The sequence below is a fragment of the Chitinophaga sp. 22620 genome (assembly GCF_052044405.1).
Lineage (GTDB): Bacteria > Bacteroidota > Bacteroidia > Chitinophagales > Chitinophagaceae > Chitinophaga.
The window spans coordinates 423,515-440,160 of the sequence record NZ_JBQEMV010000002.1 but is presented as its reverse complement, the minus strand read 5'-3'; the positions used below and the strand labels follow the sequence as shown (position 1 = coordinate 440,160).

The 16,646-nt window shown below is 50.8% G+C and carries 14 protein-coding genes and 1 tRNA gene; 2 read left to right on the top strand and 13 right to left on the bottom strand.

Annotated features, from left to right (window positions below; translation table 11 throughout):
* Nucleotides 1-54: 54 nt before the first annotated feature.
* The 10 genes from ACTJIK_RS11515 to ACTJIK_RS11470 form a co-directional block, all read right to left on the bottom strand.
* Nucleotides 55-666, bottom strand: a complete 612-nt coding sequence (locus tag ACTJIK_RS11515) for an OmpH family outer membrane protein (RefSeq protein ID WP_440646499.1) — start codon at nt 664-666, stop codon at nt 55-57.
* Nucleotides 667-844: 178 nt separating this feature from the next.
* Complete coding sequence (locus tag ACTJIK_RS11510) at nt 845-1,867, bottom strand: glycerophosphodiester phosphodiesterase (protein WP_440646498.1); 1,023 nt, start codon at nt 1,865-1,867, stop codon at nt 845-847.
* Nucleotides 1,868-2,109: 242 nt separating this feature from the next.
* The gene (gene rpoC, locus ACTJIK_RS11505; RefSeq protein WP_440646497.1) at nt 2,110-6,408 is read right to left on the bottom strand and encodes a DNA-directed RNA polymerase subunit beta'; all 4,299 of its coding nucleotides are present in this window, start codon (nt 6,406-6,408) and stop codon (nt 2,110-2,112) included.
* A gap of 154 nt (nt 6,409-6,562) precedes the next feature.
* The gene (gene rpoB, locus ACTJIK_RS11500) at nt 6,563-10,372 is read right to left on the bottom strand and encodes a DNA-directed RNA polymerase subunit beta (protein WP_440646496.1); all 3,810 of its coding nucleotides are present in this window, start codon (nt 10,370-10,372) and stop codon (nt 6,563-6,565) included.
* A 209-nt stretch (nt 10,373-10,581) separates the two neighbouring features.
* On the bottom strand, nt 10,582-10,956 hold the full coding sequence (gene rplL / locus ACTJIK_RS11495) for a 50S ribosomal protein L7/L12 (RefSeq protein WP_440646495.1): 375 nt from the start codon (nt 10,954-10,956) through the stop codon (nt 10,582-10,584).
* 90 nt (nt 10,957-11,046) lie between these two features.
* A complete protein-coding gene (gene rplJ / locus ACTJIK_RS11490) occupies nt 11,047-11,619 on the bottom strand; it encodes a 50S ribosomal protein L10 (RefSeq protein WP_440646494.1) in 573 nt (190 codons plus the stop codon).
* Between the two features lie 69 nt (nt 11,620-11,688).
* Nucleotides 11,689-12,378, bottom strand: a complete 690-nt coding sequence (gene rplA, locus ACTJIK_RS11485) for a 50S ribosomal protein L1 (protein WP_440646493.1) — start codon at nt 12,376-12,378, stop codon at nt 11,689-11,691.
* 46 nt (nt 12,379-12,424) lie between these two features.
* Nucleotides 12,425-12,868 carry a 50S ribosomal protein L11 gene (gene rplK, locus ACTJIK_RS11480; protein ID WP_346318786.1) on the bottom strand — a complete coding sequence of 148 codons (444 nt, stop codon included), beginning with the start codon at nt 12,866-12,868 and terminating at the stop codon, nt 12,425-12,427.
* Nucleotides 12,869-13,111: 243 nt separating this feature from the next.
* Nucleotides 13,112-13,414 carry a type II toxin-antitoxin system RelE/ParE family toxin gene (locus tag ACTJIK_RS11475; protein ID WP_440646492.1) on the bottom strand — a complete coding sequence of 101 codons (303 nt, stop codon included), beginning with the start codon at nt 13,412-13,414 and terminating at the stop codon, nt 13,112-13,114.
* Nucleotides 13,411-13,659 (bottom strand): hypothetical protein, encoded by a 249-nt coding sequence (locus ACTJIK_RS11470; RefSeq protein ID WP_440646491.1) that lies wholly within the window; start codon nt 13,657-13,659, stop codon nt 13,411-13,413. Before ACTJIK_RS11470 ends, ACTJIK_RS11475 begins: the two co-directional genes overlap by 4 nt.
* A gap of 162 nt (nt 13,660-13,821) precedes the next feature.
* On the opposite strand from ACTJIK_RS11470, the gene ACTJIK_RS11465 reads away from it, so the two are divergent.
* Together ACTJIK_RS11465 and ACTJIK_RS11460 are read left to right on the top strand one after the other, a co-directional pair.
* A complete protein-coding gene (locus tag ACTJIK_RS11465) occupies nt 13,822-14,949 on the top strand; it encodes a lactonase family protein (protein ID WP_440646490.1) in 1,128 nt (375 codons plus the stop codon).
* Between the two features lie 89 nt (nt 14,950-15,038).
* Entirely contained in the window at nt 15,039-15,599 is a 561-nt protein-coding gene (locus ACTJIK_RS11460; RefSeq protein ID WP_440646489.1) for a DUF1579 domain-containing protein, read from the top strand.
* A 69-nt stretch (nt 15,600-15,668) separates the two neighbouring features.
* On the opposite strand, the gene nusG is transcribed toward ACTJIK_RS11460, so the two are convergent.
* The 3 genes from nusG to ACTJIK_RS11445 all read right to left on the bottom strand — a co-directional run bounded on the left by nusG (nt 15,669) and on the right by ACTJIK_RS11445 (nt 16,610).
* Nucleotides 15,669-16,235: a transcription termination/antitermination protein NusG gene (gene nusG, locus ACTJIK_RS11455; protein WP_346318790.1), complete on the bottom strand. Its 567-nt coding sequence runs from the start codon at nt 16,233-16,235 to the stop codon at nt 15,669-15,671.
* Nucleotides 16,235-16,429: a preprotein translocase subunit SecE gene (gene secE, locus ACTJIK_RS11450; protein WP_120516843.1), complete on the bottom strand. Its 195-nt coding sequence runs from the start codon at nt 16,427-16,429 to the stop codon at nt 16,235-16,237. Before secE ends, nusG begins: the two co-directional genes overlap by 1 nt.
* Nucleotides 16,430-16,539: 110 nt before the next feature.
* Nucleotides 16,540-16,610 (bottom strand) — tRNA-Trp (locus tag ACTJIK_RS11445).
* Nucleotides 16,611-16,646: the final 36 nt, after the last annotated feature.

Genomic DNA, 16,646 nt, shown 5'->3' with positions numbered 1-16,646 from the left:
TTGATAAAAAAATCCCGGCTGATTGCCGGGATTAAATGTAGTTATTTCCGTTCATTATTTTTTCGGGGCTTCCGCGTTCAGCTCTTTGATCACTTCGGCGGTAATGTCATACGCTTCATCCTTGTAGAGGATGTTGCTGGCCCCTTCCCTGTAGGAGAAGATGAAAGCATAACGCTTGTTGGCATTATACTTCTTGATCGTCTCGGTCAGGCGTTTCTGGAGATCTTCGTTGAATTGTGCTTCCTGCGTTTGCAGCTGTGCGATCAGGTTCTGTTTGTACTGCTCATGCTGCTGCGCTTTCTTCTGAAGGCCTGCTTCTGCAGCCTGGCCTTCCTGCTGGGTCATGGTTGGGGCGCGTTGCTGAAGTGAATAGAGTTCGTTCTGCAATTGCCTTTCCCTTCCTACGATGTCGTTCTGTGCCCCTTCTTTTTTTCTATCGAGTTCTGCTTTCTTTTCTTTGAAGTAGTTGTAGTGCGCTTCCAGGGAGTCAATATCTACATATGCCAGCTTTTGGCTTGCTCCGCCGGCTGCACCTGCTGTCTGAACCGAAGAGTCGGCGCCGGTGGTTGCTGCGGTCTTGTTGTTACCCTGCTGGCACGCCGCGAATACTCCGGCAATCGCCGCCAGGAAAATTCCATTTTTCACAAAAAGTTGACGAGTGTACATGTTGATCGGTAGATTTTAACCCTTTAAATTGAAATAGAAAATCTTGTGGCGGCTAAAATAACATTTTTGGGATATAAAAAAACGTTAAAATGAAATTCGTGAAAAGAAAGTCTGGGTAAGGGTTTGGAAGCTGCCAAAGCGGAAAAGAAAAAAAGGAGGGCCATTGCCCTCCTCCTGATTATTTTTTAACGATCTCCAGTGCTTTCTCCGGCTCGTCCGTTGTAAGGAAGTCCGCGCCCGCATTGAGATAGGTGGTCATCTGCTCAGGATTGTTCACCGTCCAGATGTTCACCGTTATATTATTCTTACGGGCTTCTTTGAAGATGCCCGGATCTTTGTCGATCACCTTGAAATTATAGTCAAATCCCCAGATACCGTCTGCTTTCAGCTGCTCCGGCGTTTTATCTCCGTTCAGGTAAGCCACTTTCGCATGCGGGTCTATCGCCACGATCTTCTTGCAGATAGTATAGTCGAAGCTGATATACAGCATCCAGGCTTCGCATTTGTATTTGCGGATCAGGTCCATGCAGGTTTGCGCCAGCTGCTCGCTGCGGCCCGTTTTGGAGGGTTTCAGCTCCAGTACCAGGCGCGTCTTGTTCTGCTTCATGCCTTCCCTGATATAATCTTCAAACAAGGGTACACGGTCGCCGTTTTTCAACTCAATGGTGGTCAGTTCCGCAACGGGCGTTTCTTCCACGGTCTTGCCGCCGATATGCGGGTCGTGGCTCAATACAGGCACACCGTCTTTAGACAGCCATACGTCAAATTCCGAACCCTCGCAGCCGATGCGCACGGCATCCCTGAATGAAGTGATGGAATTCTGGCTGCCGGCATTGTTTTTCCAGGCTCCGCGGTGAGCTACCACTTTATTGCGGTGGAACTCATCTTTTACCAGGATGAAAGATTCGCTGGCATCGCCGGTCTTAAGCGTCACGGCGTATTGCACGGCCGCGTCCGCGCCGATCTTTTTACCTTTTCTGAGCTGCAGCACACCTTTTTTGCTGATGGTAAACAGGCCGGACGTGTCTTCCGCCAGCTGTACGCCTTTGGCCGCGCCCTGCGGCGTGTAGATGTTGCCCACCGTTGCCCCGGATTTACCAAGGGGAATGGTGTAGTTGTCCAGGTGAAGGGCGGGAACCTGCCCGCTAACGGCCGCTGCTGCGAGTAATGCCGGGATCATGAATCGATAACGTAAACGCATGGTAGGATGTTTTCTGAATTCGTTTGTATCAGTTACGCAAGCTTACGGATTATTTCTTTCAGCCTTCATATTTGTTACATAAAGTTACAAAATACAGTGGTGGGCGGATATATCAAAATAGCAGCGGGAGAATTTATGAAATGGTAACAATATTCCTGCAACAAGCCGGGCGGTGGCCGTATCAAAAAAAGAGGCCGCACCTGGATGGTACGGCCTCTGGACTATCAGTAAAGGCTTTGGGCCTATTCTTCTTCGTCGAACTGGAACACTTCTTTGGAAGATGCGAGGATGTCGTATTCTTCTTTCGAACCTACGATCATGTTCTCGAACTCTCTCAGACCAGTACCGGCAGGGATCAGGTGACCCGTGATCACGTTCTCTTTCAGGCCCAGCATATCGTCCGTTTTGCCGTTGATGGCTGCGGAAGACAGTACTTTGGTGGTTTCCTGGAAGGATGCTGCGGAGATCCAGCTGTGAGTACCCAGAGACGCTTTGGTGATACCGAGCAGCAGCGGGCTGGACGTGGCGGACTCTGCATCGCGGTATTCCACGAGCTTTTTGTCTGCACGGCGCAGTATGCTGTTCTCTTCGCGCACCTGGCGGAGGGTAACGATCTGACCTGCTTTCATGGTACCGGAATCACCGGCTTCGGTTACCACTTTCTTGTCAAAGATCTGGTCGTTCTCTTCAAAGAATTCGAATTTATCGGTAGTGTCGCCTTCCAGGAAGCGGGTATCTCCCGGATCCTCGATGGTTACTTTACGCATCATCTGGCGTACGATCACCTCGATGTGTTTATCGTTGATCTTCACACCCTGTAAGCGGTAAACCTCCTGGATCTCATTCACCAGGTACTCCTGCACGGCAAAAGGACCTTTGATGGAGAGGATGTCTGCCGGGGTGATGGAACCGTCGGACAGTGCGGTACCTGCTTTCACGAAGTCGCCGTCCTGTACCAGGATGTGGCGGGTCAGCGGAACGAGGTACTTCTTCACCTGGCTTTCACGGCTTTCGATGATGATCTCGCGGTTACCGCGTTTGATATTACCGAATGCCACTACACCGTCGATCTCTGAAACGATCGCGGGGTTGCTCGGGTTACGGGCTTCAAACAGCTCCGTTACACGCGGCAGACCACCGGTGATGTCTCTCAGCTTACCGATCACACGCGGGATCTTCACGATCACCTGGCCTGCTTTAACCGGCGCGCCTTCTTCGATGATGATATGTGAACCCACGGGAAGGTTGTAAGACTTCACTTCCTTGTTTCCATCCACGAGGAGGGACGGGATCTTGTTTTTATCCTTGGTTTCGATAACCACTTTCTCACGGTGACCGGTCTGCTCGTCAGCTTCCTCACGGAAGGTGATACCTTCAATGATGCTGTCGAAGCGGATCTTACCGGCGATCTCAGAAACGATAACGGCGTTGAACGGATCCCATGTGCAGATCACATCGCCTTTCACTACTTTCTGGCCGTCTTTTACTACCAGGGTAGAGCCGTAGGGTACGTTGTTGGTGATCAGCAGGCGGTCGTTCTTCACGTCCATGATCCTGAGCTCACCGGTACGGCCGATAACCACCTGTACTTTTTCACCTTCGTTGTTTTCGTAGGTGGTGGTACGGAGGCCGTCGAATTGTACGGTACCGTCGAACTTGGCGGTGAGTGTAGATTCCACAGAAGCGGAACCGGCCACACCACCCACGTGGAAGGTACGCAGTGTAAGCTGTGTACCGGGCTCTCCGATGGACTGCGCAGCGATGATACCTACGGCATCACCACGTTGTGCAGTATACCCGGTTGCCAGGTTCTTGCCATAACACCTTACGCACACCCCTCTCCTGCTTTCGCAGGTGAGTACGGAGCGGATCTCAACGAGGTCTATCGTGCTGTCTTCGATCTTGCGGGCGATCTCTTCCGTGATCTGTTCGCCTGCTGCCACGAAGAGTTCATCTTCATTCAGCGGGTTAAAGATATCATGGAGGGAAGTACGGCCCAGGATACGGTCGTACAGCGGTTCTACTATCTCTTCGTTGTCTTTCAGCGCTGAAGTAGCGATACCACGGAGCGTTCCGCAATCCTCTTCGGTGATCACAACGTCCTGCGCAACGTCCACGAGACGACGGGTCAGGTAACCCGCATCCGCCGTTTTCAGTGCCGTATCCGCAAGACCTTTACGCGCACCGTGCGTAGAGATGAAGTATTCCAATACGTTCAGGCCGTCCTTGAAGTTGGAAAGGATCGGGTTCTCGATGATCTCGGAACCGGTGGAACCGCTCTTACGCGGTTTCGCCATCAATCCCCTCAAACCGGCCAGCTGTTTGATCTGCTGTTTGGAACCACGGGCGCCGGAATCAAGCATCATGTAAACTGAGTTGAAACCTTGCTTGTCCGTAGCCAGCTCGCGGATCAGCGTTTCGGTCACTTTCGTGTCCACGCGGCTCCAGATGTCGATGATCTGGTTGTAGCGTTCGTTGTTGGTGATCAGACCCATGTTGTAGTTATCCCACACTTCATCCACCTCACCGGCAGCGCCATCGATCATGAGCTGTTTCGCATCGGGGATGATCAGGTCGTTGATATTGAAGGACAGACCGCCACGGAATGCTGTACGGAAACCAAGTGTCTTGATATCGTCCAGGAATTTCGCGGTTTTCGGAATGTCGGTCGCTTTAATGATGTCGCCGATGATCTCACGCAGTGATTTCTTGGTGAGCAGGGCATTTACATAACCTGCTTCTTTCGGAACGAACTGGTTGAAGATCACGCGGCCCACGGTGGTTTCGATCAGCTTGCGCTCCAGCGTGCCGTCGTCTTTACGCACATCGGCTTTCACCTTGATGTGTGCGTGCAGGTCCACACGGCCTTCGTTGTGCGCGATGATCACTTCTTCCGCAGAGTAGAAGATCTTGCCTTCGCCTTTCACGATCTCGTCGCCGATGGTTTTCTTACCCTTGGAAATATAGTAGAGGCCGAGTACCATGTCCTGTGAGGGCAGGGTGATAGGCGTACCGTTCTGCGGGTTAAGAATGTTGTGTGAAGAAAGCATCAGCAGCTGTGCTTCCAGGATAGCGGCGTTGCTCAGGGGAACGTGTACCGCCATCTGGTCACCGTCGAAGTCGGCGTTGAACGCGGAACACACGAGCGGGTGCAGCTGGATCGCTTTACCTTCCACCAGTTTCGGCTGGAATGCCTGGATGGACAGACGGTGAAGCGTCGGGGCGCGGTTGAGCATCACAGGGTGACCTTTCAGTACATTTTCCAGGATGTCCCAAACCACTGCTTCTTTTCTATCTACGAGCTTTTTAGCTGATTTAACAGTTTTAACGATGCCCCTTTCGATGAGCTTACGGATGATAAACGGCTTGAACAGCTCTGCAGCCATGTCTTTCGGCAGGCCGCATTCGTGCAGTTTCAGCTCGGGGCCTACCACGATAACGGAACGGCCGGAGTAGTCCACACGTTTACCGAGCAGGTTCTGACGGAAACGGCCTTGTTTACCTTTCAAAACATCGGAGAGAGATTTCAGCGCGCGTCCGCCTTCAGCTTTCACGGCGTTGGATTTCCTGGAGTTGTCGAACAGGGAATCCACCGCTTCCTGCAGCATACGTTTTTCATTACGCAGGATCACCTCCGGCGCCTTGATCTCGATCAGGCGTTTGAGGCGGTTGTTGCGGATGATCACGCGGCGGTACAGGTCGTTCAGGTCGGAAGATGCGAAACGGCCGCCGTCCAGGGGAACGAGCGGGCGCAGTTCCGGCGGAACCACGGGGATGTATTGCATTACCATCCATTCAGGACGGTTGTCTACACGGCCGTTGGCGTCACGGAAAGCTTCCACCACGCTCAGGCGTTTCAGCGCTTCCGCTTTACGCTGCTGGGAAGTTTCGGTAGCCGCCTGGTTGCGGAGCTGGTAAGAAAGGCCGTCGAGGTCGATCCGCGCCAGCATCATTTCCACCGCTTCAGCGCCCATTTTGGCGATGAATTTGTTCGGGTCTTCGTCAGGCAGCATCTGGTTGTCTTTCGGAAGGGTATCCAGGATGTCCAGGTACTCTTCTTCTGTGAGCAGATCGCCGTAGTTCAGTCCTTTCTCCTGTTTCACCCCGCTCTGGATGATCACGTATCTTTCATAATACACGATCGTTTCCAGTTTTTTGGAGCTCATACCGAGCAGGTAACCGATTTTATTGGGTAATGATTTGAAATACCAGATATGTACAACGGGCACTACCAGGCGAATGTGGCCCATTCTTTCGCGGCGCACTTTCTTCTCGGTAACTTCAACACCACAGCGGTCGCACACAATGCCTTTATAACGGATACGCTTATACTTTCCGCAATAGCATTCGTAGTCCTTCACAGGGCCGAATATCCTTTCGCAGAACAAACCATCACGCTCCGGTTTGTAAGTACGGTAGTTGATGGTTTCGGGTTTCAGCACCTCGCCATAAGAACGCTCCAGGATGGTATCCGGTGAAGCGAGGCTAATGGTAATGCTGCTAAAATTTGATTTAGGACGATTTTCTTTTTTGATGGCCATTGTATGTTTTTTAAAGAAAACTCTATGTCGTAAGTGAAGCTGGTCCGCAGGTATTCCGCCTTAAGCTTTCCGAACATTCACTGTAAAATTGCCGGAACTGAAACTGATATAACCGTATCCCGGCTTGTACCGGGATACGGAAGGAATATTATTATCAATCAAATTTCAGGTCCAGGCCCAGACCACGCAGCTCATGGATCAATACGTTGAAGGATTCAGGCACACCGGCTTTCGGGATGTTGTCTCCTTTCACGATGGATTCATATGCTTTTGCACGGCCTACGATATCGTCGGACTTGATCGTCAGCAGCTCTTGCAGGATGTTGGATGCGCCGTATGCTTCCAGTGCCCAAACCTCCATCTCACCAAAACGCTGGCCACCGAACTGGGCTTTACCACCCAGCGGCTGCTGTGTAATGAGAGAGTACGGTCCGATGGAACGGGCGTGCATTTTGTCATCCACCATGTGGCTGAGTTTGAGCATGTAGATGATACCAACGGTCGCTTTCTGGTGGAAGCGTTCACCGGTCTCACCGTCGCTCAGGTATGTGTGGCCGAAGCTGGGCAGCTTGGCTTCCGTGATGTATTCAGCGATCTCTTCAGTGCTTGCACCGTCGAAGATCGGGGTTGCAAAACGAACACCCAGTTTCTGACCGGCCCATCCAAGAACGGTTTCATAGATCTGACCCAGGTTCATACGGGAAGGTACGCCCAGCGGGTTCAGCACGATGTCTACCGGTGTACCGTCTTCCAGGAACGGCATGTCTTCGTCACGCACGATCTTGGCTACGATACCCTTGTTACCATGGCGGCCTGCCATCTTATCACCTACTTTCAGCTTACGTTTGCTGGCCAGGTATACCTTCGCCAGTTTCAGCACGCCGGCAGGAAGCTCGTCACCGATAGAGATGTTGAACTTCTCGCGTTTGTAACGGCCCAGCTCCTCGTTGTACTTGATGTTGTAGTTGTGGAGCAGGGTGTTGATCTGGTCGTTGGTTTCCTGGTCGGTCGTCCATCCGAGCGGATTCACGTTCTGGAAGTCGATGTTAGCCAGGTTCTTGTTGGAGAACTTGGAACCTTTGGAGATCAGCACTTCGCCGTAAGTGTTGGTGATGCCTGCGGAGGTTTTCTCTTTCAGCAGCGTCAGCAGCTTACCCATCAGCACTTCCATCAGGTCTTCCTCGTTCTTCTGGTGAATTTTCTCCAGTTTCTCCAGCGCCGCTTTTTCGCGGGTCTTGGAGTTCTTATCTTTTTTAGCACGGGAGAACAGCTTCTTGTCGATCACCACACCTTCGGTAGACGGGGGCGCCTTCAGTGAAGCGTCTTTCGCATCAGAAGCCTTGTCGCCGAAGATCGCGCGGAGCAGTTTCTCTTCAGGTGAAGGATCGGATTCACCGCGGGGGGTGATCTTGCCGATCAGGATGTCGCCTTCCTTGATATGCGCACCTACGCGGATGATACCGTTCTGATCCAGGTCCTTGGTGGCTTCTTCGCTCACGTTCGGGATATCCGGGGTCAGTTCTTCCTCACCCAGCTTGGTGTCACGTACTTCGAGTTCATATTCGTCGATGTGGATGGAAGTGAACCAGTCCTCGCGTGCAACACGCTCGGAGATCACGATGGCATCCTCAAAGTTGTAACCTTTCCAGGGCATGAAGGCCACTTTCAGGTTACGGCCCAGGGCCAGCTCACCGGCGCGGGTGGCGTAGCCTTCCGTCAGGAAGTCTCCGTCTACCACACGCTGACCTTTCTTCACCGCGGGGCGGAGGTTGATACAGGTGCTCTGGTTGGTTTTTACGAATTTGGTCAGCTGGTAGATAACGAGGTCATCTTCAAAGCTCACCAGTTTCTGCATTTCATCACGCTCGTAACGTACGTGGATCTCGTTTGCGTCAACAAACTCAACCACGCCTTTGCCGTTTGAGGTGATCTGCAGGCGGGAGTCGCGCGCTGCCTTGCCTTCCAGGCCGGTACCTACGATGGGCACCTGCGGGGAGATCAGCGGCACAGCCTGGCGTTGCATGTTCGATCCCATGAGCGCACGGTTGGCGTCATCATGCTCAAGGAAGGGGATCAGGGAAGCGCTCAGACCCACGATCTGGTTCGGAGCGATGTCCATGTATTCCACCTCTCCCGGGTCGAGGATCGGGAAATCGCCGGTTTCGCGGGATTTCACTTTATCGCCGGTGAACATTCCTTTTTCGTCCAAAGGAGCATTCGCCTGCGCAATCTTTACAGAATCTTCTTCTTCAGCGCTCAGGTACTCGATCTTCACCATATCCACTTTACCGTCTTTTACTTTGCGGTAAGGCGTTTCGATGAAGCCCATTTCATTCACCATGGCGTGTACGCACAGGGTGGAGATCAGGCCGATGTTCGGTCCTTCAGGGGTTTCGATCGTACAGAGGCGGCCGTAGTGGGAGTAGTGTACGTCACGCACCTCAAAGCCTGCACGTTCGCGGCTAAGGCCACCGGGCCCGAGCGCGGAGATACGGCGTTTGTGGGTGATCTCAGACAGCGGGTTGGTCTGGTCCAGGAACTGTGACAGCTGCGAGGTACCGAAGAAGGAGTTGATCACGGAAGAAAGGGTTCTTGCATTGATCAGGTCCACCGGTGTGAACACCTCGTTGTCTCTCACGTTCATACGTTCGCGGATGGTGCGCGCCATACGGGCAAGACCCACGCCGAACTGGGCGTAGAGCTGCTCGCCTACGGTGCGTACGCGGCGGTTGGACAGGTGATCGATATCGTCGATCTCGGCTTTACCGTTGGTGAGCTGCACCAGGTATTTGATGATCGAGATAATGTCAGCCTTGGTCAGCACTTTCATGTCCAGCGGAGTGGGCAGGCCGAGCTTACGGTTGATCTTGTAGCGGCCAACGTCCCCGAGGTCATAACGTTTGTCTGAGAAGAATAATTTATCGATGATGCCCCTTGCTGTTTCATCATCCGGCGCATCGGCACCGCGCAGCTGGCGGTAGATGTGCTGAACGGCTTCCAGCTCGGAGTTGGAGGTATCTTTGTTGAGGGTGTTGTAAATGATGGCAAAGTCGCCGCTCACTTCTTCCTTCTGCACAAATACAGATTTCACGCCCATGTCCGTGATCAGCTCGATGTTGTTTTCGTCCAGGATGCTGTCGCGTTCCAGAACGATCTCGTTACGTTCGATGCTCACCACCTCACCGGTGTCCTCATCCACGAAATCTTCCACCCAGCTGCGTAAAACGCGGGCGGCCAGCTTTTTGCCGGCGTATTTTTCCAGGTTCTTGCGGTCTGCTTTTACTTCGTCTGCCATGCCAAACAGCTCCAGGATATCCTTGTCTGTTTCATAGCCGATGGCACGAAGCAGCGTGGTAACCGGGAACTTCTTCTTACGGTCGATGTACGCGTACATCACGTTGTTGATGTCTGTAGCAAACTCCATCCAGGCGCCTTTGAAAGGGATCACCCTTGCGGAGTAGATCTTGGTGCCGTTGGGATGGATGGATTGACCAAAGAACACACCTGGAGAACGGTGAAGCTGGGATACAACTACACGTTCAGCGCCGTTGATAACGAAGGTACCTCTGGGGGTCATGTAAGGGATGTTTCCGAGGAATACATCCTGTACAATGGTCTGGAAATCTACGTGCTCCTCGTCATTACAGCTCAACCGGAGCTTTGCCTTGAGCGGCACGGAGTACGTAAGCCCCCGCTCAATACATTCTTCGATGGTATAACGCGGAGGGTCCACGAAATAATCCAGGAATTCCAGATTAAAGATATTTCTGGTATCTGTAATCGGGAAGTTTTCCTTGAATACTTTAAAAAGGCCTTCGTTGTTACGCTTGTCTGGTGTGGTTTCTAATTGGAAGAAATCCTTGAAAGATTGGATTTGGATAGCCAACAGATCCGGTGTCTCAGCAACTTGTTTGATCTTTCCAAAATTTACTCTTTCGTTAGTTTGGGCTTTTTTTAGAGACATATTCGAAGTTAGCAGTTAATATGACTTGATGATTAAGGGAAATTAATGATTCTTTGCCAATACACCCAAAATATTGTGTTTCAACACAGATGAACGGCCTATTTCCCGTTTTGCCGGACGTCCTGGAAACACACCTTCCCAAAGGGAGTAAGGCCAAAAAGTACCGGAGCACTTTTTGACCTTAAAAAAGATGTATATTAAACAAAGAATTACTGAATTTCAACGTCAGCGCCAGCTTCAGTCAGCTTCGCTTTCAGATCTTCAGCTTCAGCCTTGCTAACGCCTTCTTTCACTGCTTTCGGCGCACCGTCAACCAGTTCTTTGGCTTCTTTCAGACCGAGACCTGTCAGATCTTTCACGATTTTCACTACGTTCAGTTTGCTGGCACCAGCAGCTTTCAGAATTACGTTAAATGCAGTTTTCTCTTCAGCAGCAGCGGCTCCGCCACCACCGTCAGCAGCAACAACTACTGCAGCAGCAGCAGGTTCAATACCGTATTCGTTTTTCAGAACGTCTGCCAGTTCTTGTACTTCCTTAACAGTAAGACCTACTAATTGTTCAGCTAATGCTTTTACGTCTGCCATTGTATGATATTTTTTGTAGTTTTTTAAAATGTTGTTAAACAGATGTTTGTTTATGTTGTGACTTGGAAGCCAGTGTAATATGCCACGGGATTACTCCGCAGCGGGTGCATCTGATGCCGGGGCATCCGGTGCGGGTGCAGCAGCTTCTGCAGTTGCAGCGCCACCGTCTTCTTTTTTGCCTTTCTCGAGCAGGGCAGCGATAACGCGTTTTGCAGGAGATTGCAGCAGACCGATAACTTCGCCGATGAGCTCGTTCTTGGTCTTGATCTTCACCAGGTTAGCCAGCTGGTTGTCGCCCAGGTACACTTCGTCTGCCACGAAAGCAGCTTTCAGCACGGGTTTTTCCAGTTTAGCGTTTTCCTTGCGGAAAGTGCTGATGATCAATGCAGGCTCTTTCGGGCTGTCGGAGAACATCAGGGCTGTTACGCCGTGCAGCGCTTCATAGATGCCTGCATATTTCTCGTTGTCCAGGCTTTCGAGCGCTTTTTTGATGAGGGTGTTCTTAGCCACCTTCATTTCCACGTTCTTATCGAAGCACACCCTTCTGAGGTGGTTCACCTGCGCCACAGACAGAGCTTCTGTATTGGTGATGTAGAAGTTGTTGTATTGAGCAAACTTGCCTTTCAGCAGTTCGATTACCTCATTCTTTTGATCTTTGTTCATTGCTTTTTGTTTAACATTGTCCGCTTTCGCCTTCTCCGCCTTTCCGGGCTCCGGCTACCGGGCGGTCAATTAGTTTTGAACAGATTTAGTGTCAATAACAATACCCGGGCTCATGGTGCTGGCCATGGATAAGCCTTTCAGGTATGTGCCCTTTGCTGTGGAAGGCTTCAGCTTGATGATCGCGTTGATCAGTTCCTGTGAATTCTCCTCGATCTTTTCGGGAGCGAAGGAGATACGGCCGATGGAAGCATGAATGATACCGGCTTTGTCCACTTTGAAGGTGATCTTACCGCCTTTTACCTCGTTTACAGCAGCTGCCACATCGTTGGTAACAGTACCGGTCTTCGGGTTAGGCATCAGGTTGCGGGGGCCCAGGATCTTACCCAGTTTACCGATCTTCGGCATTACGGCAGGCGTAGCGATGATCACATCGATCTCGGTCCAGCCAGCTTCGATCTTCTGGATAAATTCGTCCAGACCTACGAAATCGGCACCGGCTTCTTTTGCAGACGCTTCTTTATCGGGCGTGCAGAGAACCAGTACTTTTTTGGTCCTGCCAGTACCGTGCGGCAGTGTAACGGAGCCGCGGATAGCCTGGTCGGCCTTCTTGGGATCTACGCCCAGACGGATATGTAAATCGACGGAAGAGTCGAATTTAGTGCAGTTAATGTCTTTAACGAGGGTGGAAGCCTCTTTCAGGCTATAGGATTTGTTTTTGTCCACCTTAACGTCAGCCACTTTTCTTTTCTTAGTTGCCATTTCTACAATGATTTAAAAGTTAACCTGCTTTAACAGGGTGAACAATTTAGTTTTCCCAGGGAGCTTTACCGTCAACGGTAATACCCATGCTGCGGGCGGTACCGGCCACCATTCTCATGGCGCTTTCCAGCGTGAAGCAGTTCAGGTCAGGCATTTTGTCTTTGGCGATAGCCTCAACCTGTGTCCAGGATACTTTACCCACCTTGTTACGGTTAGGTTCTTTAGAACCACCTTGAATTTTGGCAGCTTCCAGCAGCTGTACGGGAGCCGGAGGCGTCTTAATTACAAAGTCGAATGATTTGTCTGTGTAAACGGTCAGCAATACAGGCAGCACTTTACCCATTTTATCCTGGGTGCGGGCGTTGAACTGTTTGCAGAACTCCATGATGTTCACACCTTTGGAACCCAGAGCGGGACCAATCGGAGGTGCAGGGTTGGCTTGGCCGCCTTTAACCTGCAATTTCACGTACGTTGCGATCTCTTTAGCCATTAGTCTGTTTTTAATTTGGTTAAACGTTCCACCGCCGTTGCCGGGGCAAAACTCCCAAAACTCAAAAGTCTCAGAAAGACATTTTAAGGGGGATGCAAAGGTAGGTATATTTTAAATGAATAGCAAAAAATGTTTGGAGTTCGGCATTTTTTTTGCTATTATACGGGGATTGGGATTAAATTTAATGGCTAACAAATTGTTAATCAATAAAATAAGTTAGTAGCCTCAATGGTCAAAGATACGTCATTTCCGATATTTCTCAGCAGGGTTTCTGCTATTGTGGAAAACCGAATAGACAAATAACAACTTTTTGCGTGTTTGTAGCCGATATATAATCGTATAGGGATATCGCCCTATAACAAATTCCCTGTAATTCCTTTTAACTATGGGATAACTTTCAGCATGCCGGCACAAATACTGCAATTTTTCCTCCAAATATTGCAAGAATTTCAACCCTCTGCCTTCCTGCTCTGCTTCATACCAGTTAACAGCCACCTTTACTTCCTTTAACGCCAACGGCCGATAAACCACCAATTCATAGATCATGCAGAACGCCGTTTAGCGTTTTTCAAGGACCTTTTCGCAATTTCCATCACCTCCTCATGGGTATACACTTTTCCACCATTTATGTATTCCTTCCACGCATTCGTCAAATCATCCAAAAACTCCTTATTCTCCCATTTGTCATTGATCGTAGCACCCAAAACACTATCCATTGCTTTGAGCGTTTTACTGTCCGCTTTGTCAATTATGTCATGCAGCCGTTTACGGATGGCATCCTCTTTTTTCATGTGTACCAGCATTTCAACAAATTTAACGGTTTAAATTATAATTGCCTCCCCCGCAATTTACCCCTCCCACCACACAATTCCCCCGTTCAGTTTATTCATTTTCCAAGTCGGTGTTAACACCTCAGATTTTTTGTATTTTGATCCCACAGAATCACTATCGCAATGAAAATCATCACCACTTTCCTCCTTCTTTCACTCCTCGCAACCTACAAACCCATGCAGAAAAAACAATTCCTGCTCGTTGGAACCTACACATCCACCGGCAGCAAAGGCATCTACGTTTTCATGAAAGACCCCGCCACCGGGCGTTTTACCCCGGCAGACACCATGGAAGGCATTCCCAACCCCTCCTTCCTCACCCTCTCCCCCGATCAGCAACACGTATACGCCGTAAGCGAATTCGGGAAAAACAGCCCCGGAAGCGCGTTTGCATATGCCTTCGACCATCAAACCGGCGCCCTTACCGCCATCAACCAGCAGACCGGCACCGGCGCCGGCCCCTGCCATATCAGCACCGACCCGGGCAACCGCTTCGTGTTCACCGGCAACTACAACGGCGGCAGCCTTACCGTATTGCCCGTGCAGGCTAACGGCGGCATCGGCGCACCCATCCAGCAGATCTATCACCAGGGCTCCGGCCCGGTGGAATCACGGCAGAAAACCCCGCATGTGCATTCTGTGAACTTCTCGCCGGACGGTAAACAACTGTTCGTGCCCGATCTCGGAACGGATAAAGTAATGATCTACGACTTCGATCCCACCCGCGGCATGCGCCCCCTTCAACCAGCCGCCCAACCCTTCATAAGCACAGAACCCGGCGGCGGCCCCAGGCACCTCGTCTTCCATCCCAACGGCCGCTATGCCTACCTGGTACTGGAAATCAGCGGAAAAACCGCCGCCTTCAGCTATGCCAACGGCCGCCTCACGCTGCTGCAAACCATCTCAGGCGCGCCTGCAGATTATAAAGGTTCGAATTTCGGTAGTGCGGACATCCATGTTTCGCCGGACGGGAAATTCCTCTATATGTCCTCCCGCGGCGAGCTGAACACCCTTTCCATCTACCGCATCAGCGAAAAAGACGGCACGCTCACCCTCATCGGCCACCAGCCTACCTTAGGCAAGGAGCCGCGCAATTTCCTCATCACGCCGGACGGCGAATACCTGCTGGCAGCCAACCAGAAAAGCAATACGATCGTGATCTTCAAAAGGGATACAAAAACCGGCCTGCTCAGTGCCACCGGCGAAGAGCTTTCCGTACCCACGCCGGTCTGCCTGAAATGGGTGGACTAACTACCTGGTAACAAATTAGATGTGGCACCATCTAAAAAGCTGCTGAAGCAACTATTGCGTACCTTCATGATCCAAAAAATACCCCGATTATGAAACGCATATTGTTAGCACTCACAGCAATGATTACTGCGCTCTCCGCGCACTCACAGGACGAGGCCGCCATGAAGGCCTGGATGGAGTACGCCACTCCCGGTTCTATGCAAAAGATGATCGCCATGGCAGATGGCGAATGGAAAACGGATATGACCTTCTGGATGGCGCCCGGCGCCCCGCCAATGACCACTACAGGCACCTGCACCAACAAAATGATCATGGGCGGCCGGTACCAGGAAAGCCGTTTCACCAGCACCATGGACGGACAGCCTTTTGAAGGCGTAGGCCTGCTGGGTTACGACAATGTCAGGAAAGTATTTAACTCTACCTGGATCGACAACATGGGAACAGGCATTATGTACCTGGAAGGAAAATGGGACGACGCCACCCGTTCCATCACTTTCAACGGCAACATGACGGATGCCGCTGCAGGCAAAGCGGTGCCGGTAAGGGAAGTCTTTAAATGGGTGGACGATAATAACCAGGTGATGGAGATGTACATGACGTCCAACGGCACAGAGTACAAGAGTATGGAGCTGAAATTTACCCGCAAATAACGCAACGGAACGAAATCAAAAAGCCGCCCCAAACGGGACGGCTTTTTCTTTTGAATATGCTGAACAGCCTTAGCTGATCTTTTCTACCTGCATGAAGTTCAGCTCTACCGGTGTGGCGCGGCCGAAGATCTTCACGGTTACTTTCAGTTTCTTTTTGTCTTCCAGCACTTCTTCGATCACACCGTTAAAGTCGTTGAACGGACCATCGATGATCTTGATGGTTTCGCCTACGATATAAGGCTCGCTCATGGTAATGCCCTGGTCGGAGATCTCGTCTACCTTACCAAGCATTTTATTCACTTCCGATTTGCGGAGGGCGATGGGCTTTTCTTTCCCGAGGAAGTGGATCACACCGGAAACGTTGCGGATGGCCTGGATCACTTCGTCGTTCATTTTACCGTCAATGGCTTCGATCATGACGTAACCGGGGTAAAAGTTCTTTTCACGCATCACCTTTTTACCGGCCTGCACTTTATAAACTTTTTCCACGGGCAGGAAGATCTGGGTGATAATACCACCCCAGTCACCGCGGCGAACCTCGATGTCAAGATATTCCTTCACTTTTTTCTCTTTACCACTCACCACGCGGAGCACGTACCATTTGGTTTCCTGCGTGGGAACTTGTGCTTCGTCCATTATGAAAACAGTTTATAGTATTGCGTTAAAACAAGGTGGGAAGCACTATCCATACCCCATACCATCAGGGTAATGATGATAGTGGCGATCAGAACGATCATGGTAGAGGATTGCAGCTCCCGCCAGGTGGGCCAGGATACTTTATGAACCAGTTCGTAATATGATTCCCTGAAATAGCTGAAGATTTTGTTCATGGTAATAAGTTATCCTGATATGAACGATAAAAATTGCCGTGGAGAAAAATTGCAGGTGTTCCGTAAAAAACCAGCAATTTAACTTTCCGGCAATTCATTTTTTTATTCCGCACGGGTACTAGGATTCGAACCCAGATCAAAGGTTTTGGAGACCCGTATGCTACCGTTGCACCATACCCGTATTTAAAAAAGCCATTAGCCGTACTGTTCGTCTTAG

Coding starts and splice junctions, on each gene's coding strand:
- ACTJIK_RS11515 (WP_440646499.1), bottom strand. CDS start 666: ATGTACACTCGTCAACTTTTTGTGAAAAATGGAATTTTCCTGGCGGCG.
- ACTJIK_RS11510 (WP_440646498.1), bottom strand. CDS start 1,867: ATGCGTTTACGTTATCGATTCATGATCCCGGCATTACTCGCAGCAGCG.
- rpoC (WP_440646497.1), bottom strand. CDS start 6,408: ATGGCCATCAAAAAAGAAAATCGTCCTAAATCAAATTTTAGCAGCATT.
- rpoB (WP_440646496.1), bottom strand. CDS start 10,372: ATGTCTCTAAAAAAAGCCCAAACTAACGAAAGAGTAAATTTTGGAAAG.
- rplL (WP_440646495.1), bottom strand. CDS start 10,956: ATGGCAGACGTAAAAGCATTAGCTGAACAATTAGTAGGTCTTACTGTT.
- rplJ (WP_440646494.1), bottom strand. CDS start 11,619: ATGAACAAAGATCAAAAGAATGAGGTAATCGAACTGCTGAAAGGCAAG.
- rplA (WP_440646493.1), bottom strand. CDS start 12,378: ATGGCAACTAAGAAAAGAAAAGTGGCTGACGTTAAGGTGGACAAAAAC.
- rplK (WP_346318786.1), bottom strand. CDS start 12,868: ATGGCTAAAGAGATCGCAACGTACGTGAAATTGCAGGTTAAAGGCGGC.
- ACTJIK_RS11475 (WP_440646492.1), bottom strand. CDS start 13,414: ATGATCTATGAATTGGTGGTTTATCGGCCGTTGGCGTTAAAGGAAGTA.
- ACTJIK_RS11470 (WP_440646491.1), bottom strand. CDS start 13,659: ATGAAAAAAGAGGATGCCATCCGTAAACGGCTGCATGACATAATTGAC.
- ACTJIK_RS11465 (WP_440646490.1), top strand. CDS start 13,822: ATGAAAATCATCACCACTTTCCTCCTTCTTTCACTCCTCGCAACCTAC.
- ACTJIK_RS11460 (WP_440646489.1), top strand. CDS start 15,039: ATGAAACGCATATTGTTAGCACTCACAGCAATGATTACTGCGCTCTCC.
- nusG (WP_346318790.1), bottom strand. CDS start 16,235: ATGGACGAAGCACAAGTTCCCACGCAGGAAACCAAATGGTACGTGCTC.
- secE (WP_120516843.1), bottom strand. CDS start 16,429: ATGAACAAAATCTTCAGCTATTTCAGGGAATCATATTACGAACTGGTT.